Source organism: Thomasclavelia ramosa DSM 1402, from assembly GCF_014131695.1.
Taxonomy (GTDB): Bacteria; Bacillota_I; Bacilli_A; order Erysipelotrichales; family Coprobacillaceae; genus Thomasclavelia; species Thomasclavelia ramosa.
Window position 1 is genome coordinate 151,975 of sequence record NZ_CP036346.1, and the last position, 24,699, is coordinate 176,673.

The 24,699-nt window shown below is 33.0% G+C and carries 19 protein-coding genes; all 19 read left to right on the forward strand.

Annotated elements, in window-relative coordinates; all coding sequences use genetic code 11:
* Positions 1-12 precede the first annotated feature (12 nt).
* The 19 genes from EYR00_RS00685 (at position 13) to EYR00_RS00775 (ending at position 24,647) form a co-directional block, all read left to right on the forward strand.
* A complete protein-coding gene (locus tag EYR00_RS00685; RefSeq protein ID WP_008792462.1) occupies positions 13-822 on the forward strand; it encodes an N-acetylmuramoyl-L-alanine amidase family protein in 810 nt (269 codons plus the stop codon).
* Positions 823-1,191: 369 nt separating this feature from the next.
* On the forward strand, positions 1,192-2,649 hold the full coding sequence (locus EYR00_RS00690; RefSeq protein WP_003535268.1) for a S41 family peptidase: 1,458 nt from the start codon (positions 1,192-1,194) through the stop codon (positions 2,647-2,649).
* Between the two features lie 94 nt (positions 2,650-2,743).
* Entirely contained in the window at positions 2,744-4,717 is a 1,974-nt protein-coding gene (uvrB, locus tag EYR00_RS00695) for an excinuclease ABC subunit UvrB (protein WP_003535266.1), read from the forward strand.
* Entirely contained in the window at positions 4,707-6,062 is a 1,356-nt protein-coding gene (locus EYR00_RS00700; protein ID WP_003535263.1) for a CCA tRNA nucleotidyltransferase, read from the forward strand. Before uvrB ends, EYR00_RS00700 begins: the two co-directional genes overlap by 11 nt.
* Before the next feature lie 3 nt (positions 6,063-6,065).
* Positions 6,066-8,888, forward strand: coding sequence for an excinuclease ABC subunit UvrA (gene uvrA / locus EYR00_RS00705; RefSeq protein ID WP_003535262.1), 2,823 nt, complete (start codon positions 6,066-6,068; stop codon positions 8,886-8,888).
* Positions 8,889-8,901: 13 nt separating this feature from the next.
* Positions 8,902-9,837: an HPr(Ser) kinase/phosphatase gene (hprK, locus tag EYR00_RS00710; protein ID WP_008792461.1), complete on the forward strand. Its 936-nt coding sequence runs from the start codon at positions 8,902-8,904 to the stop codon at positions 9,835-9,837.
* Positions 9,838-9,840: 3 nt separating this feature from the next.
* Positions 9,841-10,641, forward strand: coding sequence for a prolipoprotein diacylglyceryl transferase (gene lgt, locus EYR00_RS00715; RefSeq protein WP_003535258.1), 801 nt, complete (start codon positions 9,841-9,843; stop codon positions 10,639-10,641).
* A gap of 197 nt (positions 10,642-10,838) precedes the next feature.
* Entirely contained in the window at positions 10,839-11,555 is a 717-nt protein-coding gene (locus EYR00_RS00720) for a GntR family transcriptional regulator (RefSeq protein ID WP_003535256.1), read from the forward strand.
* Positions 11,556-11,669: 114 nt separating this feature from the next.
* Positions 11,670-12,956, forward strand: coding sequence for a PTS sugar transporter subunit IIC (locus tag EYR00_RS00725; protein ID WP_003535254.1), 1,287 nt, complete (start codon positions 11,670-11,672; stop codon positions 12,954-12,956).
* A gap of 1 nt (position 12,957) precedes the next feature.
* Positions 12,958-14,388 carry a glycoside hydrolase family 1 protein gene (locus tag EYR00_RS00730; RefSeq protein WP_003535252.1) on the forward strand — a complete coding sequence of 477 codons (1,431 nt, stop codon included), beginning with the start codon at positions 12,958-12,960 and terminating at the stop codon, positions 14,386-14,388.
* A gap of 24 nt (positions 14,389-14,412) precedes the next feature.
* Positions 14,413-16,131, forward strand: coding sequence for a class I mannose-6-phosphate isomerase (locus EYR00_RS00735; RefSeq protein ID WP_003535249.1), 1,719 nt, complete (start codon positions 14,413-14,415; stop codon positions 16,129-16,131).
* Positions 16,132-16,390: 259 nt separating this feature from the next.
* The gene (locus tag EYR00_RS00740) at positions 16,391-18,496 is read left to right on the forward strand and encodes a PTS sugar transporter subunit IIABC (protein WP_003535247.1); all 2,106 of its coding nucleotides are present in this window, start codon (positions 16,391-16,393) and stop codon (positions 18,494-18,496) included.
* A 16-nt stretch (positions 18,497-18,512) separates the two neighbouring features.
* Positions 18,513-19,337, forward strand: a complete 825-nt coding sequence (locus tag EYR00_RS00745; RefSeq protein ID WP_003535245.1) for a PRD domain-containing protein — start codon at positions 18,513-18,515, stop codon at positions 19,335-19,337.
* A gap of 222 nt (positions 19,338-19,559) precedes the next feature.
* A complete protein-coding gene (locus EYR00_RS00750) occupies positions 19,560-20,549 on the forward strand; it encodes a mannose/fructose/sorbose PTS transporter subunit IIA (RefSeq protein ID WP_008792459.1) in 990 nt (329 codons plus the stop codon).
* Positions 20,550-20,574: 25 nt separating this feature from the next.
* Entirely contained in the window at positions 20,575-21,390 is an 816-nt protein-coding gene (locus tag EYR00_RS00755) for a PTS mannose/fructose/sorbose transporter subunit IIC (protein ID WP_003535242.1), read from the forward strand.
* A gap of 23 nt (positions 21,391-21,413) precedes the next feature.
* Positions 21,414-22,331, forward strand: a complete 918-nt coding sequence (locus EYR00_RS00760; protein WP_003535241.1) for a PTS system mannose/fructose/sorbose family transporter subunit IID — start codon at positions 21,414-21,416, stop codon at positions 22,329-22,331.
* 42 nt (positions 22,332-22,373) lie between these two features.
* A complete protein-coding gene (locus EYR00_RS00765) occupies positions 22,374-22,757 on the forward strand; it encodes a DUF956 family protein (RefSeq protein ID WP_003535240.1) in 384 nt (127 codons plus the stop codon).
* 167 nt (positions 22,758-22,924) lie between these two features.
* The gene (locus EYR00_RS00770) at positions 22,925-23,605 is read left to right on the forward strand and encodes a response regulator transcription factor (RefSeq protein WP_003535239.1); all 681 of its coding nucleotides are present in this window, start codon (positions 22,925-22,927) and stop codon (positions 23,603-23,605) included.
* Positions 23,592-24,647 carry a sensor histidine kinase gene (locus EYR00_RS00775; RefSeq protein WP_003535238.1) on the forward strand — a complete coding sequence of 352 codons (1,056 nt, stop codon included), beginning with the start codon at positions 23,592-23,594 and terminating at the stop codon, positions 24,645-24,647. Before EYR00_RS00770 ends, EYR00_RS00775 begins: the two co-directional genes overlap by 14 nt.
* The last annotated feature ends 52 nt before the right edge of the window (positions 24,648-24,699 follow it).

Here is a 24,699-nt window from a genome sequence, read left to right on the forward strand (position 1 = left end):
GTGGGTGAAATAATGAAGAAATTACTCAGTATTTTCCTAATTATGTTATGTTTTAGTGGCTGTAAACAAAATAATGATTCTGAATTAATCAAAACTGAAGCAGTTGAAGCTCAACAAACGGCATTTGTTGAAAAAGAAGGCGAAGTACTTGTTCCGGAATCTTTGCGAACAGTTCAATTACCAATCGTTGGTGATAGTCGTGTAATTGTGATTGACGCAGGACATCAACGACGTGGCGATAGCAACAAAGAGCCAATTGGACCTGGAGCTAGTCAAACAAAAGCTAAAGTAACAACAGGAGCAACGGGAATAAGTACAGGTAATTTAGAATCAGCAATTAATCTTGAAGTTGCATTAAAGTTACAAAAAAAATTAGAAGATTCGGGTTATCAAGTAATTATGGTTCGGACAAGTCAAGATGTGAATATTTCTAATCAACAGCGTGCGGAGATTGCTAATAAAAATAATGCTGGAGCATTTATTCGACTGCACTGTAATAGTGATGACAGTAGTAGTATTCATGGAACTTTAACTATGGCACCATCGGAATCTAATCCATATTGTAGTCAAATTGCTACAGCTTCTCAACGATTGTCAAAAACGGTTGTAAATAGTATTTGTAATCAAACAGGCAGCAAAAATCGTGGCGTTATTATTACTGATGTGATGAGTGGAATAAACTGGTGTCAAGTACCTGTAACAATAGTAGAAATGGGATTTATGTCTAATCCAGATGAGGATAGGTTATTAGGAGACAGTACTTATCAAGATAAAATTGTTACGGGAATTGTTTTAGGAATAAATGAATATTTTAAAAACTAGAGTTGAAAGTATTAGGAAAGTTCCGAAACTTTCAGCTTTTTTGTATAATATTTTTTTAATATAGTAATAAAATTTAGTTTAAAATAGAACTAATTGGAGAATGTATGATAAAGTTATTAAGAATTCTAAATGATGTAAAAAACTTATGATTATTTATATCAAAATGTAATTAAACAGTATCAAATCATTTGCAGTGAACTAGATATTTTGCTTTTCCTATACAATAATTCCGTGCTTGATAGTGCTAATAATATTGTTGAGCAGCAGGGGATGATTAAAATTTGTCACATAATATTTTATAATGTTTTTTAAGTTTTACTAAAAGTTATTAATTTTTTATGCTAAAATGTAGTAATGTGAGGTGTAGACATGGAAGACTTTATTCGCCCAAATCATAATCCGGAGCCAAAGTTGAAGCCAAAGAAAACAAAACATATTAGAGAAACCCTATTCATTGTTTGTATGATTGTTTGTTTGGCAGTTGGTTTTGTATCTGGTTATGTAGCAAAAAAAACAGTTCCGACTAACAGTACTAGCAAAAATGCAGAATCAATTATTGATGAAGCTTATGAAATATTAGATGAAGCTTGGTTAAATCCTAATGATAAGGATGTTGACATCAAAGGGAATACTATTACCGCCTTAGTAGAATCGCTGGGGGATATGCATTCTTCATATTTTACATATGAAGAATCTAAGACATATAACCAAAGCGTTGATGGGAACTATGAAGGTATTGGTGTAGCACAGCGAACTGTTAGTGAAGGTACAATGGTAATGCAGGTGTATAAAAATTCGCCAGCAGAAAAAAGTGGTTTACAAGTTGGAGATATTATTACAGGCGTTGACGGGAATAGTGTTGCTGGTAAGAGTGCTGATGAAATTTCTGATTTAATTCGTGGTGAAGCGAATACTAAAGTTAAGTTGACAATTATACGTAATACTGAACAACAAGAAGTTGAAGTAGAGCGAGCCAATGTAGATAGTGCGGTAACTAGTGAAATAAGAGATAATGATGGTAAAAAATTTGGTTATGTAAAAATTAATACTTTTGGAAGTACTACAGCTGATGATATTGAAGCAGCTTTACAGACTTTTACTGCTGAAAAAATTGATACTTTGGTCTTAGATCTGCGAGATAATGGCGGAGGATATCTTACAGCTGCCACTGATGTATTAAGTTTATTTATGAAAGAAGATAAACTGCTTTTCCAAATGGAAACTAAAAACGGTGCAATCGAGAAATATAAGGCTAAAGATTGTCAAAAATATAATTTTATAAATGGATATATTCTTGTAAATGGAAATACTGCATCAGCATCAGAAGTTGTTGCAGGAGCATTACAAGAAAAAATGAATTATAAATTAGTCGGGGATCAAACTTATGGTAAGGGAACGGCGCAGACGCAAAAACAGCTCAGTGACGGATCAGTCTTAAAATATACTTATGCAAAATGGTTATTACCAAGTGGTACATGGATAAATGGAAAAGGATTGACACCTGATTATTCTGTAAGTAATACGGATACAAGTGGTATTTATACCAAAGCACTGGAAACTGATATGGGATATGATAGTGTTGGTACAGCAATTGCCTCAATGCAAAAAATGTTAAGTATTTTAGGTTATGACTGTGGACGTAATGATGGATATTTTTCACAACAGTCAGTGGAAGCCTTAAAACAATTTGAACAAGCTAATAATTTAACTGTTGATGGTATTTATACTAATAGTGATCGGCAGAAATTAGAGGCTGCGGTAATCATGTATGCTAATAGTGAAAATAATGATTATCAGTATAAAAAATTAATGGAATTGATAAAATAACTATGCCTGGCATAGTTATTTTCATCATGGGCATAATTCTTTTAACTTCGCTGTTTTCTTGGTATAATAGAAAGGACTTATAGGAGGTGTTACAATGCAAAAATTTAAGCTTGTTTCTCCGTTTTCTCCAATGGGAGATCAAGAGGAAGCAATTAAACAATTAGTTGCAGGAATTAAAGAAGGAAAAAAAGAACAGGTCTTACTGGGAGGGACCGGTACTGGGAAAACCTTCACTGTTTCTAATGTTATTGCTGCTGTGAATAAACCGACACTTGTCTTGGCTCACAATAAAACATTGGCAGGACAATTATATTCGGAATTAAAAGAATTTTTTCCTGAAAATAGAGTTGAATATTTTATTTCAAACTTCGATTTCTATCAACCGGAAGCTTATATTCCTGGGCGAGATTTATATATTGATAAAAATGCTAAAACAAACTATGAAATTGAGATGCTGCGCAGTGCGGCAATGAATTCGTTAATAGAACGGGAAGATGTCATTGTTGTTGCTTCAGTTGCTTCAATTTATGGATTAGGAAATCCTGAACAGTACAAAGAAATGATCTTTTCACTGCGGGTCGATCAAGACATTGATCGTAAAGAGTTACTAACATATTTAGTTGATCGGCAATATCAACGCAATGATATTGAACAGACTAAAGGAACATTTAGAGTTCGTGGGGATGTCATTGAAATAGTTCCAGGACATACTGAAAGCTGGTTAATTAGAATTGAATTATTTGGTGATACAGTTGAAAGAATCAGTGAAGTGGATCCTCTGACTGGGCATGTCTTGGGCGTATACAATACATATACGATCTATCCAGCTTATGGATATGTAACGAAAAAAGAACAAATTTTAAAGGCTTGTGATACGATTACGGCAGAATTAGAGAATCGTTTAGAAACATTCAAAGCAGAAACTAAATTACTAGAACATGAACGTTTGGAACAACGAACGCGCCATGATGTTGAGATGCTGCGGGAAGTGGGGATGTGTCCTGGAATTGAAAACTATTCACGGCATATTGATGGTCGTGATGAAGGACAACGCCCTTATACGTTGATTGATTATTTTCCTAAAGATTTTTTAATGATCGTCGATGAAAGTCACGTTATGTTGCCTCAGGTTCGAGGAATGTATAATGGGGATCGTTCACGTAAAGAGACATTAGTTGAATATGGTTTTAGATTACCAAGCGCGCTTGATAACCGCCCATTACGCTTCGAAGAGTTTGAAAAAATTATAAATCAAGTCATTTATGTATCAGCAACACCTGGGGATTATGAGTTAGAACATGTTGAAAATAAAGTAGTTGAACAAATTATTAGGCCAACTGGACTACTTGATCCGGTTATTGAAGTACGACCAACAAAGGATCAAATTGATGATATTATCAGTGAAATCAAAATTCGTCAAGATCGTAATGAGAGAGTTCTAATAACAACATTGACTAAACGAATGGCTGAGGATTTAAGTGCTTATTTGAAAGAACTTGGAATCAAGGTAGCTTATCTACATAGTGACACAAAGACTTTGGAACGAACCGAGATACTAAGGGATCTACGACTTGGCAAGTATGATGTTTTAGTCGGAATTAATTTATTACGAGAAGGTTTAGATTTACCAGAAGTAAGTTTAGTATGTATTCTTGATGCTGATAAAGAAGGGTTCTTAAGAAGTAACCGTTCATTGATTCAAACGATTGGTCGGGCTGCCCGTAACAGTAATGGTGAAGTAATCATGTATGGTGATAAGATTACTGATTCAATGGCTTATGCGATTGAAGAAACTAATCGTCGTCGTAAGATCCAAGATGCTTATAATAAAGAACATAATATTACCCCAACAACTATTCATAAGGAAATTCGTGATGCAATTCGTGGTCAAGAGGTCATCGATGATGCTGCAAGTCTAGTTAAAAAAGGTAAGAAAGCAAGCAAGAAAGATAAACAAGTTATGATTCAAGAATTAGAAAAACAAATGAAAGATGCAGCGAAGGTACTTGACTTTGAACGTGCGATGGAACTTCGCGATATCATCATGGAGCTTCAAGGTGAAAAATAGGTATACTTTCAGTCCACTTGCTAAAAAGATCTTTAAGGATATAGACGAGCACCATGGTAGAGCTTTTCTAGTTGGAGGAATCGTTCGGGATATGTTGATCTACAATAGGGTTGATTATCATGATGTAGATGTTGAGGTATATGGGCTTAGTGTCGATGAATTGGAAGAATTATTAGCTAATTATGGCAATGTCAATAGTATTGGTAAATCATTCGGAATTTTAAAATTAGATGTTTTACCAAATTTTGATTTTGCTTTGCCGAGAACGGAAATAAAGACAGGTGAGAGTCATCAGGATTTTGATGTTACAGTAAATCAAAATTTAGATTTAAAAGTTGCGGCATCACGACGTGATCTAACAATCAATGCGTTGATGTATGAAATAAAGACAGGAAAAATCTATGATTTTTTTCATGGTCAAGAAGATATTGAAAAAAGAACATTACGAATGGTTAGTGAAACAACTTTTATTGAAGATCCGTTAAGAGTCTTGAGAACAGCACAATTTGCTTCACGTCTTGATTTCTGTATTGAGACGGCGACTAAATTAATGTGTAAAAAAATGGTTCAAAATAAAAGTTTGGATAAACTAAGTAAAGAGCGGGTATTTCAAGAATATAGTAAGCTCCTCTTAAGCCAGCAGCCTTCAATTGGGTTAACTTTTTTAAAGGAGATCAAGGCTTTGTGGCCATGTTTAGATGTATTATCGAAAACTATGCAACGGCTTGATTACCACCCTGAAGGAGATGTATGGCGGCATACTTTATTAGTAACTGATTTAGCGGCTTTATGCTGCCATAAAACAAGTAATCCATTAGGTTTTATGTGGAGTGCTTTATTACATGATATTGGTAAAGCTACAGTAACAACTAAAGACGGTCATGCTCCGGGTCATAATGAAGCGGGGGTAAAGATTTTTAATCAAGAAGTAAAAGCATTTATCCCAGATAAACAGTTACAAAAATATATTAAAACAATGATTTTCTATCATATGCATTTAATGAATATGGTCAGAAATGAAGCAAAGGATTATAGCTATTTTAAAATTCTTAAAGGAATTGATGGAATAGTTACGATTGAAGACTTAATTTTAATCACAAAATGTGATAAACTTGGTAGATACAAAGATGAACATGAAAATATTAATCGCTTTGATTATGTTATGAAAGAAAAGATGGCACGGCTATCAACCAAAGCTCAGTTGCCATTAGTTGACGGATATGATTTAAAGGCGTTAGGGATTGAACCGTCATCCAAGTATAGCGAGCTATTAGATTGGGCTTATGATCTTCAATTACGGGGGCACAGTAAAGCAGCAATCTTAAAGATGGTAGAAGGTAGGTAAAATATGGAACATGATAAACTAGTCATTAAAGGGGCTAGAGAGAATAACTTAAAAAATATTGATATCGAGATTCCAAAAAATAAATTAGTTATTATGACGGGATTATCTGGTTCAGGAAAAACATCGCTGGCATTTGATACAATCTATGCCGAAGGACAGCGGCGTTATGTGGAATCGTTAAGTGCTTATGCACGCCAGTTCTTAGGAAACATGGAAAAACCGGATGTTGATAGTATTGAAGGTTTGTCACCGGCAATTGCAATTGATCAAAAAACAACATCAAATAATCCGCGTTCAACGGTAGGGACGGTTACTGAAATTTTTGACTATTTAAGATTACTTTATGCGCGTATTGGTAAGGCATACTGTCCAGAGCATGGAATCGTGATTGAATCGCAGACAATCAAACAAATGGCTGATACAATTGATAAATATCCAGATGGTAGTAAATTACAAGTATTAGCACGAGTAGTAAAGAATCAAAAAGGTACTTTTAAGGATTTATTTGAGGATTTATTGAAAGATGGTTATATTCGAGTTCAAGTTGATGGTGAAGTTAAACTATTAGATGAAGGAATTGAACTTGATAAAAATAAGAAACATAACATTGATGTCGTAATTGACCGAATTATCAAAAAAGAAGGTTATCGTAGTCGTTTGATTGATTCACTTGAAGTAGGTTTAAAACTAACAGGTGGAGAAGTAGTTGTAGCTAATTTAAGTGATGGCAGTGAAGCTTTATTTTCTGAGCATTTAGCTTGTCCAGAGTGTGGTTTTAGTGTTCCTAAACTAGAACCAAGATTATTCTCATTTAATAATCCACTAGGAGCTTGTCCGGATTGTCGCGGTTTGGGAATAAAAAATGAAGTTGATGATGATTTATTGATTCCTAATTGGGATTTGAGCATAAATCAAGGTGGAATTAGATATTTTAAAACTTCAGTAGGAACTGACCGAATTGAATGGCAGCGCTTTTTGATCCTATGTAAAACATATAAGATTGATTTAGATAAACCATTGAAAGACTTTACTAAAAAAGAATTAAGAATTATCTTAGAAGGCTCAGATAAACCAATTTCTTATGAGATTGTTTCTAGTAGTGGTAATGTTTCTAAAACTAATCGTCCTATTGAAGGTGTTAAAACATTGATTAAACGTCGTTTTGAAGAAACGACTTCTTCTTGGTCAAAAGAATGGTATGCTTCATTTATGGCTGAACATACGTGTCCAACTTGTGGAGGACGCAGATTAAATGATCAGGTTTTAAGCGTACGAGTAGGTGGCTTAAATATCAGTGAATTTACCGATATGTCAATTGAAAAAGCTTTAAAATTCGTTGATGAATTAAAATTAAATGAATATGAAGCGAAGATTGCTAATCTTGTTTTAAAAGAAATTAAAGACCGTTTAGGTTTCTTAAATGATGTTGGATTAGGATATTTAACATTATCTCGTAAAGCGGGTGGATTATCTGGTGGAGAAGCACAAAGAATTCGTTTAGCGACACAAATTGGTTCAAGATTAACTGGGGTTTTATATGTTCTAGATGAACCCTCTATTGGACTCCATCAGCGGGATAATGATAAGTTAATTGCCACTTTACAAAATATTCGTGATTTAGGTAATAGTGTTCTAGTTGTTGAACATGATGAAGACACGATGCGAGCAAGTGATTTTATTGTTGATATTGGACCGGGTGCAGGAGTGCATGGTGGTGAAGTAATTGTAGCTGGAACGCCACAAGAAGTAATGGATTGTAAAAAGTCAATTACGGGGCAGTATTTATCAGGTCGTTTAAAGATTGATGTGCCTAAAAAACGCCGTAAAGGAAATGGTAATTTTATTCAAGTAAAAGGTGCTGCTGCAAATAACTTAAAGAATATCAATGTTAAGTTTCCATTAGGATGTATGTCTGTGGTTACAGGGGTTTCTGGTAGTGGTAAAAGTACTCTTGTAAATGAAATCATGGGTAAAGCAATGATGGCAAGAATTTATCGCTCGAAAGAAAAGCCCGGTAAACATAAGGATATTTTAGGATTAGAAAATATTGATAAAGTTATTGAGGTGAGCCAAGATCCAATTGGGAGAACACCACGTTCCAATCCGGTAACTTATACAGGAGTGTTTGATGATATCCGTGATTTATTTGCCCAAACAAATGAGGCTAAAATGCGTGGCTACGATAAAGGACGTTTTAGTTTCAATGTTAAAGGTGGACGGTGTGAAGCTTGTCAAGGTGATGGGTTAAAACGTATTTCAATGCACTTTTTACCAGATGTTTATGTTCCTTGTGAACAATGTGGCGGTAAACGCTATAATGAAGAAACATTGCAAGTTACTTATAAAGATAAGAATATTTATGATGTTTTAGAGATGACTATTGAAGATGCAGTGGAGTTCTTTGGAAACTTGCCAAAGATCAAAACTAAATTACAGACTTTAAATGATGTTGGACTAGGCTATATTAAGCTTGGTCAAAGTGCAACAACTTTATCTGGTGGGGAAGCTCAGCGGGTTAAGCTAGCAAGTGAATTACAAAAAAAAGCAACTGGGAAAACAGTTTATATTTTAGATGAACCAACAACTGGTCTACATAGCAATGATGTTGCTAAATTAATAGAGGTATTACAAAGAATTGTTGATCAAGGGGATACAGTCATTATAATTGAACATAATCTTGACGTTATTAAGGTAGCTGATTATATTGTTGATTTAGGTCCTGAAGGTGGCGATGGTGGTGGTACGATCGTTGTAGCTGGAACACCAGAAAAAGTCGCTAAATGTGAAGCAAGTTATACTGGAAGTTTTTTAAAGAAGATGTTATAGGGAGGAAACAATGATGCCAAAGTCAATTACAGTAGGTGAATTATTAAACAATGAGCATTATGTTCAGGTAACTGGAGATGAGAAATCTTTAGAGCGGCCAATTTATGTGGCTGAGATCAATCGACCTGGATTTGAATTAGCAGGATTTTTTAAACACAGCGATTTTCGACGAATTATAATTTTTGGAGATAAAGAGTCTGCATTTATTAATGAGATGTCGGAAGAAAGACAACGTGAAATATTCCCTTTCTTAATTAACGATGAAGTACCATGTATCATTGTTGCTAAAGGAAATGAATGTCCAGCAATCTTAATTGAGATTGCTCGAAAAAAAGATTTTCCAATTTTTATTACCGAATCAGCAACAGGACGTGTTTCAATTGAATTAACAAATATTCTTGACGAAGCACTGGCACCGGAAACACTGATTCATGGAGTCTTTTTGAATATTTACGGTAAAGGTGTTATTATCAAAGGTGATAGTGGTATCGGTAAATCTGAGATTGCTCTAGAATTAGTAAAAAGAGGACATTTATTAGTTGCCGATGATGCTGTTGAATTATATCATTTAGGACAAAGTATTGTGGGGAAAGCCCCAGAAGTATTAACTAATTTATTAGAAATTCGTGGAATTGGTGTTATTGATGTATCAAAGATGTTTGGAATTAGCTCAATTCTCGATAAAGATAAAGTTGATTTAATTATTCAATTAGATCGTTGGGTACCATCTCGTGAATATACACGAGTAGGGGTTGAAGAAAATGATTCAACTGAAGAAATCTTAGGTGTTAAGATTCCTAAAATTGTTGTACCTGTATCAAGTGGACGTAGTATGTCAGTAATTATCGAAGCTGCCGTAATGAATATGCGTTTACGTGAATACGGTGTTGATTCTAGCAAAGAATTCGTTGATCGTATTTTGAAGAATATCGATAAGAATAAGGGGTAAGTTATGACTTTTTTTCCAGATGGTAAGACATTCGTTCAAATCGGTTCTTTTTCCATTGCTTGGTATGCAATTTGTATTATTACCGGAGCTTTTATTGCATATAAACTAGGACAATATAATTTCAAAAAAATCGGTTATAATAAAGAGATTCTTTCAGACTATTTCTTTGGTTTAATGATTACTGGAGTTTTAGGAGCTCGATTATGGTATGTAATCTTTATGTGGAACGAATTATATGCTGAAAATCCACTTGAGATCATTATGTTTCGTCATGGTGGTTTAGCGATTCAAGGTGGGATTTTTGTTGGCTTGATTTTTAGCTGGTGGTATTTTAAGAAACATAAAATTGATTTCATGGTTGCAGCTGATGCAATTATGCCAGGTGTTTTAATTGCTCAGGCACTGGGACGGTGGGGAAACTTTTTCAACCAGGAAGCATATGGTGGAATGGTTAGTCTAGATTTCCTTAAATCATTGCATTTACCAAACTTTATTATTGAAGGAATGCATATCAATGGATATTACTATCATCCAACCTTTTTATATGAGTCTATTGCTAATATCGTAGGATTTTTATTAATCTATTTTGTGATTAGGAAGATCCAAACAAAACAAGGTGAACAATTCTTTAGTTATTTTATTTGGTATGGAATCTTTAGATTCTTTATTGAAGGACTTCGTACTGATAGCTTATATGTAATGGGTCTACGGACGGCACAATTAGTTTCCATTGTTTTTGTAATCGTTGGAATTGCAGGATATATATATTGTAAAAAATATGGTAAACCGGCGATAAAAGCGTAATCTAAATTAGGTAGTTAAAGTGAATAGCACTGAGCTGCCTTTTTTTTAATTTAATAAAGTGTGTCTATTTCTATTAGTTATAACATAGATATATTATGTTTTTATTACTATTTATAGAAACTGAATTGTTTCTCTAGTATAATATAGGGGAAATTAGTAATTTAAATAGATTTTATTATAGGTGGGAGGAAAACAAAATGAAATTAAAATATGATGTTGGAGATAAACCATTATGGGCTCAATTATTCGATATTCTTTTAGATAGAATTGTTTCAAAAGAATATAATGCTGGTGATAAAATGCCAACAGATCTAGAAATAATGCAGGAATTTGATGTTTCTCGAATGACTGTTCGTCAAGCTATGAATAAATTGATTAATGAAGGCTATATAGAGCGACGAAGAGGAAAAGGGACGATTGTTTTAGAAAAGGAAAACAAAGTAGAGACTATTCTAAAATCTTCATTTAATGGTGTGTTAGAAAAAAATGATATAAAGAATCGTCGGGTTTTAAATGTTGAAATGGTAAATGCTGGTCAAGAAATTGCAGATTTTTTTAATATTACAACTAAAGATAAAGTATTACGATTAGTTAGAGAAATCCGTATTAATAATATGGTTGTTTCAATTCACGAGACTTTTTTAAATCCTATTGTCCCTTTAGATGAACAGGGAGATTATAGTGGTTCTCTGTATGAAAAACTTATGGGTGCAGGGTATGGAATTAGTAATGTAAAGGAAAAAATAAGTGCTAGCTTAATGAATCAAAAACAGAAAGAACTATTTGAAATTAAAGGTGATGAAGCAATGATTAATAGGCAAAGGCGAGGATTTTGTCATGACTTTCCAGTTGAATTTACTAATTCTATGTATCTTTCACAAGGGTATGAATTAATTATTGATTTATGTGAGTAGGGATGTGTCATTTTGACACATTTTTTATTTTAGCTAAATATATTGACATAATAAATAAAGTATATTATCATAATGGTATAAAGTTATAACATTTGTTGAAGAGGAGGAAGAGAAATGGACAAGTTCAGCAAGTTTTTGGAAGAAAAGCTAATGCCAATTGGGCAGAAAATTAATAACATTAGATTTCTTCAAGTTATTAGAATGGCAATGATGCCGTTAATACCATTTATTATTGCCGGGTCATTTACATTAATTGTATTAAATTTCCCATTTATTGATAAGGTTTTACCAGCGGGCTTTTTAGAAATGGTGGGAAATGTTTTATCACCATTATCAGGGACAACTTTAAGTTTAGTGGCAATGTTTTTAGCATTTTTAATGGGGTATAACTATGCTAAAACAGAAGAACAAAAATGTGAGGAAGTATACGCGGGAATTACAACTTTAGTAGCTTTTTTGATTGTTTCACCATTATCAATAACAGTGGGTGAAGAAGTTATCGGAGGAGTTATTCCAACTACTTATATGGGTTCACAAGGAATGTTTGTGGCATTGATTTTATGTTACTTGGTGGCCAAAGTTTATTGCAAGATTTTAAGTAGTAAACTAAAAATAAGGTTACCGGATAGTGTACCACCAATGGTATCAAGTTCTTTTGAATCGTTAATTCCTGTAATTATTACATTAGTTTTAGTTTGCAGTATCAATTATTGTTTTACTTTAACATCATTTGGCAATATTCATGCTCTAGTCAATGAAATTATTCAAAAACCACTTTTATTAATTGGTACTGGATTACCAGCGTTATTGATTTCTCAAGGTCTTGCTCAGTTGCTTTGGTTTTTTGGATTACATGGAGATCAAATTGTTGGTTCCGTAATGGATCCAATTCTTCAAACAGCAGGAATGGAAAATTTGAGCGCTTATACTGCTGGTGATGCTGTTCCATATATAATTACTGATCAATTTAGAGCATTATTTGTTATGATTGCTTTTATGTCATTAGTTATTGCAATCTTAATCGTATCAAAAAGCAACCGATTAAAAGGAGTTGGAAAGGTAGCAGTTTTACCAGCAACTTTTTGTATTTCAGAACCCGTAGTATTTGGAGCACCAGTGGTCATGAATGCAATGCTATTTATTCCATGGGTTTTATCAAGACCAGTGTTTGGTCTGATAACCTGGCTATTTATGAAATTTGGATTATGTCCATATCCAACGGGAGTAGCAATACCATGGACAACACCACCAGTTTTATCAGGATTTTTAGCAACTAACTCGATCATGGGAGCAGTTGTACAAATAATTTGTCTAGCAATAGGAGTTTTGATGTTCATTCCATTTGTTAAAATGATTGACAAAACGTATCATCAAGAAGAAATTAAAACGAAGGAGCAATAAAATGAAAAAGTTATATAGATTACCAGAAGGATTTAAATTTGGAAGTTCTGCTTCCGCTTGGCAAACAGAGGGATGGACAGGGAAAAAAGAACATCAACGTAATTTTGTCGATATGATGTATTTAGCTGAACCAGAAAGATGGTTTAATGGAGTTGGAACAATCAAGTCTACAGACTTTTATAATCGTTATGAAGAAGATATTAAATTAATGAAAGAATTAGGAATTCAAGTATATCGGACTTCAATAGATTGGTCACGCTTTATTACAGATTATGAAACTAATGAAGTTGATCAAGATGCATTAAGATTTTATGAAAAGGTAATTGATTGTTTAATTGAAAATGGAATTGAGCCAATGCTTTGTTTAGAACACTGGGAAATTCCTGAGTATGTTATTAATAAGTATGGGACATGGGATAATCGTAAGGTTATGGAATTGTTTGTAGGTTATAGTAAAAAAGTAATGGCGGCTTTTCATGATAAGATTAAATATTGGTGGACTATTAATGAACCTGCGGTAGTTCCTAACGAAGCATATTTATTTGGAAATATTTGGCCTTATGAAGAGAATACTAAAAAATCAGTACAAATGAATTATCATCGTGTTCTTGCAACTTCTTTATTAGTCGAGCACCATGCAAAAATGGGTTATCAGGGAAAAGTAGGAATAATCTTAAATCCGTCACCATCTTATCCAAAAAGTATGAATAATCCTAAAGATATTGAAGCAGCAAAAATTTGTGATATGTTTAATTATAAACAATATACTGACCCTTTGATAAATGGAAAGTTTGATGAAGCATATTTTGAATTATTAAAAAAACATGAGTGTATGTTTGAATATGTTAAAGGTGATTTTGAAAAGATTGATGATAATAAAATAGAAGTTGTTGGAATCAACTATTATCAGCCGTTACGGGTTCGACAAAGAGAAACGGCATGGAATCCAGATAAACCATTTATTCCAACTGCATATTATGAAACATATAGTCCACGAGGAATTAAAATGAATTTTTCAAGAGGATGGGAAATTTATCCTAAAGGAATTTATGATATGCTGAAGATCATTCAAAATGATTATCGAAATATTGAATGTTGGATTACTGAAAATGGTATGGGAGTAATGGATGAAGATAAGTTTAAGGATGCTAGCGGGCAAATTCAGGACAGCTATCGAATTGAATTTTTAAGTGACCATATGGCTTGGATGTTAAAAGCAATTGACGAAGGTTGTGATTGTCGGGGCTTTTTGAATTGGACGTTTACAGATAATCTTTCACCTGTTAATGCATTTAGAAATCGTTATGGGTTTGTGGAAATTGATATGGAAAATAATCGGAATCGGAGAATTAAAAAATCAGGCGATTGGGTAAAAGAATTAATGAGAACACGATGTTTTGAAGCTGAAGATACAGAACCTGAGTATAAATAAGATTGAGTAGGAGGCAAAAAGCAAATGAGTAATTATGATAATAGCCCCTATATCAAAATAAATGGCTATGACAACGATGCATATTCTGGATATGCGCAGATTGATAAGAAAATTAAAGAATCTTTAGGAAATAAAAAGATAGTTGTTGTAGATTGTTATTTGGGAATTAATGATCGTGAATTATTAAATGTATTGATAAAAAAATTGACTCCAGCACACGTAATTTTAAGTGAAGATATCTTTTATGATGGTAAAAAATTGACAGAAATGATGCAGGTGAATCTAACTGAAGATCGTGTTAGGGGAGTAATGTATTATGGAACTATTAGAGATTATGTTGATGAAGCTAAGCTGGCTAAGATACAAAAGTTTGTTAAAAATAAAGAAGGAATAGTTCTTGTATACGGTTTTGGGGCAAGTCTAATTACTAAAGGTGATTTATTAATATATGCAGACCTAACACGATGGGAAATTCAATTAAGATATCGGGCTGGATTACCTAATTTTAAACAAAGTAATTATGATGAAGATCCTCTAATAAAAAATAAGCGTGGTTATTTTATTGAGTGGCGAATTGCCGATAAGCATAAACGAGAGATTTTTGAAGATATTGATTTATATCTAGACACTAATTGCAGTAATAAACCTAAAATGATTACTGGTATTGCGTTTCGAAATGCATTAAGAAGTGTTTGCAATCAACCATTTCGTCTAGTACCATATTTTGATCCAGGGGTTTGGGGAGGACAATGGATGAAAGAGGTTTGTAATTTAGATAAAAGTAAATCTAATTATGCTTGGAGTTTTGATGGGGTTCCAGAGGAGAATAGTATTAATTTGAAGTTTGGCGATATTGTTATTGCAACCCCAGCTTTAAATGTTGTTATGTATCAAGCTATAGAGCTTTTAGGAGCAAAAAATTATGCTCGTTTTGGGGCAGAGTTTCCAATTAGATTTGATCTTCTTGATACAATGGGTGGAGGAAATTTAAGCTTACAAGTACACCCAACAACTGAATATATCAAGAGCCATTTTGGAATGCCTTATACGCAAGATGAAAGCTACTATATCCTTGATTGTGATGGAGGTGGAGTATATTTAGGTTTAAAAGAGAATATTAATTCAGACGAATTTATTAACGATTTAGAAAGAGCTAATGAGGGTAATCAAAGTTTTGATGCCGATAAGTATATTAATTTTTTTCCAGCAAAAAAGCATGATCATTTCTTAATTCCAGCAGGAACAATTCATTGTTCTTCGGCTAATTGTGTAGTCTTGGAAGTAAGTGCTACACCATATATTTTTACTTTTAAATTATGGGATTGGGATCGTGTAGGATTAGATGGTAAACCACGCCCGATTCATGTTGAAGATGGAAAGAAGGTAATTGATTATCAAAGAACAACTACTTGGGTAGAATCCAATTTGGTAAATAATTTTACAGAAATTGAAAAGAGTGATGAATATACAGAAGTTAAAACCGGATTACATGAATTAGAATTTATTGAAACACGAGTTATTACAACTAAACAAAAGATTTATCAACAAACTAATAAAAGTGTGGTAATGATGAATTTAGTTGCTGGGGAAAGTGCAGTAATTAAAAGTCCTAAAAATAAGTTTGAGCCATATACAGTGCATTATGCGGAAACTTTTATTGTACCAGCTCAAGTAGGTGAGTTTACTATTGAACCGTTTGATAAAAATGAAATAAAAGTATTAAAAGCATATGTTAGAAACTGATTTAATTAAAGAAATAGAATTCAAAATGATATGTCCCTTGTTTACTTAAGCGGAGCATATTAAAATAGAATTCTATTTTTTTAATTATTTCTCTTTAAATTGACAAAAAAAGTAGTAAATATCGTATAAATAAGTAATTATTCTTGTTGACAGATAGTCTTTATCATGATTATTATAAGTATCATGGTCTTAATTATAAAAAGAATTTTTGATCGAACGATTTAGTTATAATAAATTATGTTGGAATAACGGAGGGATTATGAAGACTAGAGTTTTTGGGATTTTACAAAGGATTGGTCGCAGTTTTATGCTGCCGATTGCAGTATTGCCAATTGCGGGTTTATTTCTGGGAATTGGTAGTTCATTGACTAATGAAACAACTATTTCTTCACTACATTTAGAGGGAGTTTTAGGAAACGGGACTTTTTTACATGACTTTTTAATAATCTTAACTAAAGTGGGGAGTGGCCTTTTTAACAATCTACCACTTATTTTTGCTGCTGCAGTAGCGTTGGGAATGGCGAAAAAGGCGAAAGAAGTAGCCGTTTTATCTTCAATTATTGCTTTTTTTGTTATGCATACAACAATTAGCGGGATGCTTTCATTAAATGGAAGTATTTTAGATAATCAAATAATTAATCCTGATGTTTTAGATGGAACGATTACAGCGGTTTGTGGGATCATGTCATTGGAAATGGGGGTATTTGGTGGAATAATCGTCGGTCTTGGCGTTAGTTATATACATAATCGCTTTTATCAAATTGAATTACCAAGAGCGTTATCTTTTTTTGAAGGAGAACGGTTTATTCCGATAATTTCAACAATAACTTTTTTGTTTGTGGGAATCGTAATGTTTTATGTTTGGCCATTCTTTCAAAATGGTATATATGAATTAGGTAAACTTATCTCAACCTCAGGCTATTTTGGAACCTTTGTTTACGGTGTAATTAAACGGTTACTGGTTCCTTTTGGCTTACATCATGTATTTTATTTACCATTTTGGCAAACTGCAATTGGAGGTTCAATGGTCGTCAATGGGGCGGTAATTTATGGTGGTCAGAATATTTTCTTCGCACAGTTAGCTGATCCAAATATTGTGCATTTTAGTAGCGAGGCTACAAAATATTTTACTGGTGAATTTATTTTTATGATTTTTGGTTTACCGGGAGCAGCATTGGCAATGTATCAGACTGCTAAGCCGGAAAATAAAAAAGCGATTGGAAGTTTGTTGTTCTCAGCGGCTTTAACAAGCATCTTAACGGGAATAACGGAACCAATCGAATTTACTTTTTTGTTTGCTGCTCCACTGTTATTTGGGGTACAAGTTATCTTAGCAGGAAGTGCTTATATGGTTGCTCATATTTTTAATATTGCCGTGGGATTGACCTTTTCTGGAGGTTTATTTGACTTTATTGTTTTTGGTGTATTGCAAGGTAATAGTAAGACTAGCTGGGTATTGCTTATCCCTATTGGAATAATTTATTTCATGCTCTATTATTTTAGTTTTAAATATCTAATTAAAAAATTTGATTTGAAGACTCCAGGTAGAGAGATAGATAATATGAAGTTATCTATCTTTAAGAACCCTAAAGCAAGTCATCGAAAATTGTTAAATAAAGGAATTGAAATTGACAAACAGTCACAATTGATTGTTCGAGGGCTAGGTGGTCGTGATAATTTTACTGACTTAGATTGTTGTATTACCAGATTACGAGCAACAGTTAGTGATAATCAATTAGTAAATGAAGGTTTATTGAAACAATCAGGGGCAGCGGCAGTTGTTATGCAAGGAAATGGAGTTCAGATAATTTATGGTCCTAAAGCATCATCGATCAAATCAAAGCTGGACGAGTATTTAATAAATATTCCTGATGAATTAGATGATTATCAACTGGAAAAAGAGACTGATCATACTAATCTTGAATTAGGCAATATTGTTGATGGTGAGGTTTTGCCAATTGAACAGGCTCCAGATCAAATTTTTTCACATAAGCTGTTAGGTGATGGGGTTATGATCAAGCCATTTCACGGTTTGATCGTTGCCCCTTGTGATGGTGAGATAACAATGATCTATCCAACAAAACATGCAATTGGAATGAAATTAGATAACGGATATGAATTGTTGATTCATTTTGGAACTGATACAGTTAATTTAAATGGAACTGGTTTTGAAATATTAGTTAAATTAAATCAAAGAGTGCAAAAAGGTGATTTAATTTGGAATGCAGATTTAGAGTATATTAAAGAAAATGCTTTAGATGAAAGTATTTTGTTAATATTTACAAATCTATCAAATGATTTAAAGATTGAAAAAGAATATGGTAAAATAAAGAGCGGGAGTACAATTATGAAGATTTGCAACTAGGAGAGGGAAAATAAATATGTATAAGATCATTAAAGTATTAAATAATAATACTATTTTAGCTTGTAATGAGACTGAAGAAGTTATTATTATGTATAAAGGAATTGGATTTTCAAAGAAAGTGGATGATTATTTTGAAGTACCACGGAATGCTAAAAAATTTCTTATGCAAAAGGGATATAAAGCTAAAAGTGGTTCAAATGATATAATCAATTATATTGATCCAGTTTATTTAGAAATAGCATCAGAGATTATTAGACTGATAATAGAGAAATTTGGAAAAATTGATAATGATATCTTATTACCATTAGCGGATCATATCTATTTTGCAATAAAGCGAATGGATGAAAATATAATGCCTTTAAATCCATTTATCAATGATATTCGTTTGCTGTTTCCTGATGAATATGAGGTTGCATTAGAAGGACGGGAAGTAATTAATAAGTTTATATCACGAATGATCAATGATGATGAAGTTGGCTTTATTACACTACATATTCATTCAGCAATTTCTTCTAATCAAGTTGCTGAGTCAATGGAGGCAACACGAATTATTCATGAAAGTATTATTAAATTAGAAAATGATCTTAATATTGTTATTGATATTCAATCAGTTTCATATGCTCGATTAATGAATCATATTAAATTTTTAATTTTAAGATTAAATAAAAATGAAGAATTGCAGATGGATATAAGTGAATTTACTAAAGATAAGTTTCCTTTTGCATATGAACAGGCAAGTAACATGTGTGAAGCATTATCAAAGGTTTTAAAAAAGAAATTACCAGAGACAGAAGTAGGATATCTGGCATTACATTTGGAAAGAATATTGTCAAGTATTTAAAAATATATTATTTTGAAATAATAATTTTTAAATGATTTCTTGACAGAAAAGGCTTACAATGATAATATTGTTTCATAAATTGAATATTTTATAGTGTGTAACTGATAAAGCAGGCATTAACTATTTAAAAAAAGAACAAAGATGGTATTTTTGTATCTTTTAATAATAGTTTGCCTGTTTTTTTGCGTTATAAAGTATTTAAAAGAAAGGGAGGAATTTATAATGGTAGGAATTATTCTTGCTAGTCATGGTGAGTTTGCTAACGGGATTCTACAATCCGGGGCAATGATCTTTGGAGATCAAGTCGATGTAAAAGCAGTTACTTTGCAACCAAGTGAAGGACCTGATGATCTTAAAGCAAAAATGGAAGCGGCAATAGCTACTTTTGAAAATCAAGACGAAGTACTATTTTTAGTTGATTTATGGGGTGGTACACCATTTAATCAGGCTAATGGATTAATTGCTGGTCATGAAGATAAGTGGGCAATCGTTACGGGTTTAAATTTACCAATGCTGATTGAGACTTATGCTTCTAGAATGTCGATGGAAACAGCGCATGAAATTGCTAAACATGTTACTGAAGTTGCTAGAGAAGGGGTAAAAGTAAAACCTGAAGAATTAGAACCAGAAACGAAAGTAGCGGCTCAAGCTATTAATACACAGTCACAAGGAGCTATTCCTGAGGGAACTGTATTAGGGGATGGACATATTAAATATGTTCTGGCACGAATTGACACGCGTTTATTGCATGGTCAAGTTGCAACTACTTGGACTAAAACAACACAACCAAATCGAATCATCGTTGTTTCTGATGCTGTTTCAAAAGATAAATTACGGAAACAGATGATTGAACAAGCCGCGCCACCAGGAGTTAAGGCTAATGTTGTTCCAATTGATAAAATGATTCAAGTGGCTAAAGATCCACGTTTTGGTAATACCAAAGCAATGTTATTATTTGAAACACCTCAAGATGCATTACGGGCAATCGAAGGCGGTGTAGATATTAAAGAATTAAATATTGGTTCAATGGCTCATTCAATTGGTAAAGTGGTAGTAAATAAAGCTATTGCAATGGGGCCGGAAGATATTGAAACAATTGAAAAAATTAAAGCTAAAGGAATTACTTTTAATGTTCGTAAAGTACCAAGTGATTCAAATGAAAATATTGATACGCTTTTAAAGAAAGCAAAAGCAGAATTGAAAAATGTTTAAAAATAAAATGTAGGGAGGAATTATAATGTCTTTAATTACAATAATCTTAATTATTATAATTGCCTTACTAGCGGGGATGGAAGGAATTCTGGATGAGTTCCAATTTCACCAACCGTTAGTGGCATGTACTTTAATCGGTTTAGTAAGTGGTCACTTAACTGAAGGGATTATTCTAGGTGGTTCGCTTCAAATGATTGCATTAGGGTGGGCCAATGTAGGAGCTGCTGTAGCACCAGATGCAGCATTAGCTTCTGTAGCTTCATCAATTATTATGGTATTAGGTTTAGAAGGTGGAGCAACTGATGTGCAAACAGCTATTTCTACTGCAATCGCAGTTGCAATCCCTTTATCAGTAGCAGGTTTATTCTTAACAATGATCTGTCGTACTCTTACAATCCCAATTGTTCACTTTATGGATGGGGCAGCCGAACAAGGAAATATGCGTGCAATCGACATGTGGCAAATTTTAGCAATCTTATTACAAGGAATTCGAATTGCAATTCCTGCTGCAGCACTTTGTGTTGTTCCTGCGGCAGTTGTAACTGATGCATTAAATCAAATGCCACCATGGCTATCTGGCGGAATGACTGTTGGTGGTGGAATGGTAGCGGCAGTTGGTTATGCAATGGTAATCAATATGATGTCTACTAAAGAAACATGGCCATTCTTTGCATTAGGTTTTGTTCTTGCTGCAATCGGTGAATTAACATTGATCGCATTAGGAGCAATTGGTGTTGCTTTAGCAATCATCTATTTAGGATTAAAAGAAAACAGTGGCTCTAATGGTGGCGGTTCAACAGGTTCTGGAGATCCATTAGGCGATATCTTAAATGACTATTAAAATCTTGAAGGAGGAAAGAAATTATGGCAGAAAAAATTAAATTATCAAAAAAAGATCGTATGTCTGTTGCTTGGCGTCATCAGTTCCTTCAAGGTTCTTGGAACTATGAACGTATGCAAAATGGTGGTTGGTGTTATTCAATTATCCCAGCAATCAAAAAATTATATCCAAATAAGGAAGATAAAGTAGCGGCTTTAAAAAGACATATGGAATTTTACAATACTCATCCATATGTATCAGCGCCAGTCATGGGTGTTACATTAGCATTAGAAGAGGAACGTGCTAATGGAGCAGAAATCAATGATACTGCAATCCAAGGTGTAAAAGTTGGGATGATGGGTCCTTTAGCTGGGGTTGGAGATCCTGTCTTCTGGTTTACTCTTAGACCAATTTTAGGAGCATTAGGTGCTTCTCTAGCATTAAGTGGTAATATTATTGGTCCATTAATCTTTTTCTTTGCATGGAATATCATTCGTATCGCATTTTTGTGGTATACACAAGAATTTGGATATAAAGTTGGTACTTCAATTGCACAAGACTTATCTGGTGGATTATTAGGTAAAATTACTCAAGGTGCTTCAATTCTTGGGATGTTCATTATCGGATCATTAGTACAACGTTGGGTAAGTATTACTTTTACTCCGGTTGTATCAACTGTTACGCAGTCAAAGGGCGCATATATTGATTGGAATAGTTTGCCTTCTGGTGTAGACGGGATCAAATCAGCATTAGAACAGTTTGCATCATTAGGATCTAATGGTTTAAATGTTGAGAAAGTTACGACCCTACAACAAAATTTAGATCAACTTATTCCAGGTTTATCAGCATTATTATTAACATTATTATGCTGTTGGCTATTGAAAAAGAAAGTATCACCAATCGTTATTATCGTTGCTTTATTCATTATCGGAATTCTTGCACGTCTTGGTGGAATAATGTAATATAATAAAGAAAATACATGGCAGCTGTAAAGGAGGAAATATATGGTACAATCTTTAAATACTAAAGTAGATTTAACAGTCAAAGCAACTTCTTATCTTGGTCTTGCTAATTACGGAGAAGTCATGGTAGGCGATAAAGCATTTGAATTCTATAATGAAAAAAATATTAGAGATTATATTCAAATTCCATGGGAAGAAGTTAATTGTGTAATGGCTTCAGTTATGTTTAAAGGAAAATGGATTCCTCGCTTTGCCGTTGTTACCAAAAATAATGGGAATTTTACTTTCTCATCACGCGATAATAAAGCATTATTACGTGCTATTAATAAATATATTCCCTCAGAAAATTTAGTTCGATCACTTAGTTTTTTTCAAGTAATCAAGCGAGGGTTGAAATCATTGTTTAGAAAAAAATCTAGACAATAAGAAAAAGAGTCAGTTAACTAAAATTAGTTGATTGGCTCTTTTATTCAAATTACTTTTAAATAATGTAATTAGAGATGGCAAAATAAGATTACTTTTTTATACAATATAATTTAGTTTAGTTAGAGTTTATAAAACTGATATACTATATAGTAGTGAGGTGATAGGCTATGTTTCATATTCTTGTTGTTGATGACGATAAAAATACTCGCCAATTGATCAAGGCTGTTTTAGAAACAGAAAATTATATTGTTATAGGTGCAACTGATGGCGAAGATGCTTTAAAGGTTTTGGATAGAAGTCATATTGATTTGGTAATTTTAGATGTAATGATGCCCAAAATGGATGGTTATGAGTTTACTGAAATATTACGTAGAGTACAAAATGAACTACCTATTTTAATGGTTTCAGCAAAACAATTACCTGCTGATCGAAATAAGGGATTTATAGTTGGAACAGATGATTTTATGACCAAGCCGTTTGACGAAGAGGAATTACTCTTACGTGTTAAGGCATTATTACGGCGGGCTAAGATTGTAAATGAGCATCGAATTATAATTGGTGAAGTTATTTTAGATTATGATTCACTAACAGTGAAGCGAAAAAATACCTGTCAGGAATTACCCCAAAAAGAATTTATGCTTTTATATAAGCTGCTTTCATATCCGGGTAAAATTTTCACGCGAATACAATTAATGGATGAAATATGGGGTGTTGATAGCGATACTGGATGGGAAACTGTCACGGTTCATGTCGCTCGATTGCGAAAACGATTTGAAGATTGGCCAGAGTTTGAAATTATCTCAGTTAGAGGACTTGGCTATAAGGCGGTAAGAAATGATGAATCGTAAAAAAGCACCGCCACGAGCATTACTAACTTTAATATTTACGATTGTAGTATTTATAATTTTAGTAGTTACTATGATAATCGTTGGATGTGTAATATTTTTCTTAACACAAATCGGTGTATTAGGAATATCACAAACTGCATCGGCTCCAATTCATTTTCAAATTATTATCTTTGCAATGACAAGTATTGTTATTGGGACAATAGTTGCAGCACTTGGGAGTCACTTTCCACTCAGACCATTAAATACATTAATTGAAGCAATGAATCAGTTAGCTCATGGAAAATATGATATTCGCATTAATTTAGGGAAGCACCGTATTTCACAGGAATTAACAGACAGTTTTAATACAATGGCTGAGGAACTAGAAAATACTGAAATGTTACGAACTAATTTTATTAATGATTTTTCACATGAATTTAAGACACCGATTGTATCAATTAAAGGATTTGCCAAATTATTACAAAAAGATAATCTTGATCAAAAAACGCATGATAAATATTTACAAATTATTGAAACTGAATCTAGTCGTTTAGCAGATATGGCTACTAATGTATTAAATCTAAATAAGATTGAAAAACAGACAATACTAAGTAATATTACTAGTTTCAATTTATCGGAGCAAATTCGTAATTGTCTTCTTTTATTAGAAAAGAAATGGTCTAATAAAAATTTGAATCTAATTATTGATTTTGATGAACATCAAATAGCTGGGAATCAAGAGTTATTGTATCAAGTATGGATTAATTTACTTGATAATGCAATTAAGTTTGCCCCAAGAGATGGTAAATTAGGAATTAAAATTATTCATAATCAAAGTGATTATCAAATCTTAATTAGCAATAATGGACCTAAAATTACTGATGAAGAGAAAAAATATCTTTATAATAAATTTTATCAAGGAGATACTTCACATGCTACTGAGGGAACAGGAATCGGGCTTGCTATCGTTAAGAAAATTGTTAGTCTTCATAGTGGTACTATCGATGTTGATAGCAATAAAAATGAAACAACTTTTATTGTAACATTGCCTCTCAATTTGTAATACAAATACATATGCAAAGAACTAACGAGATTAAAGTTAGTTCTTTTAGTTT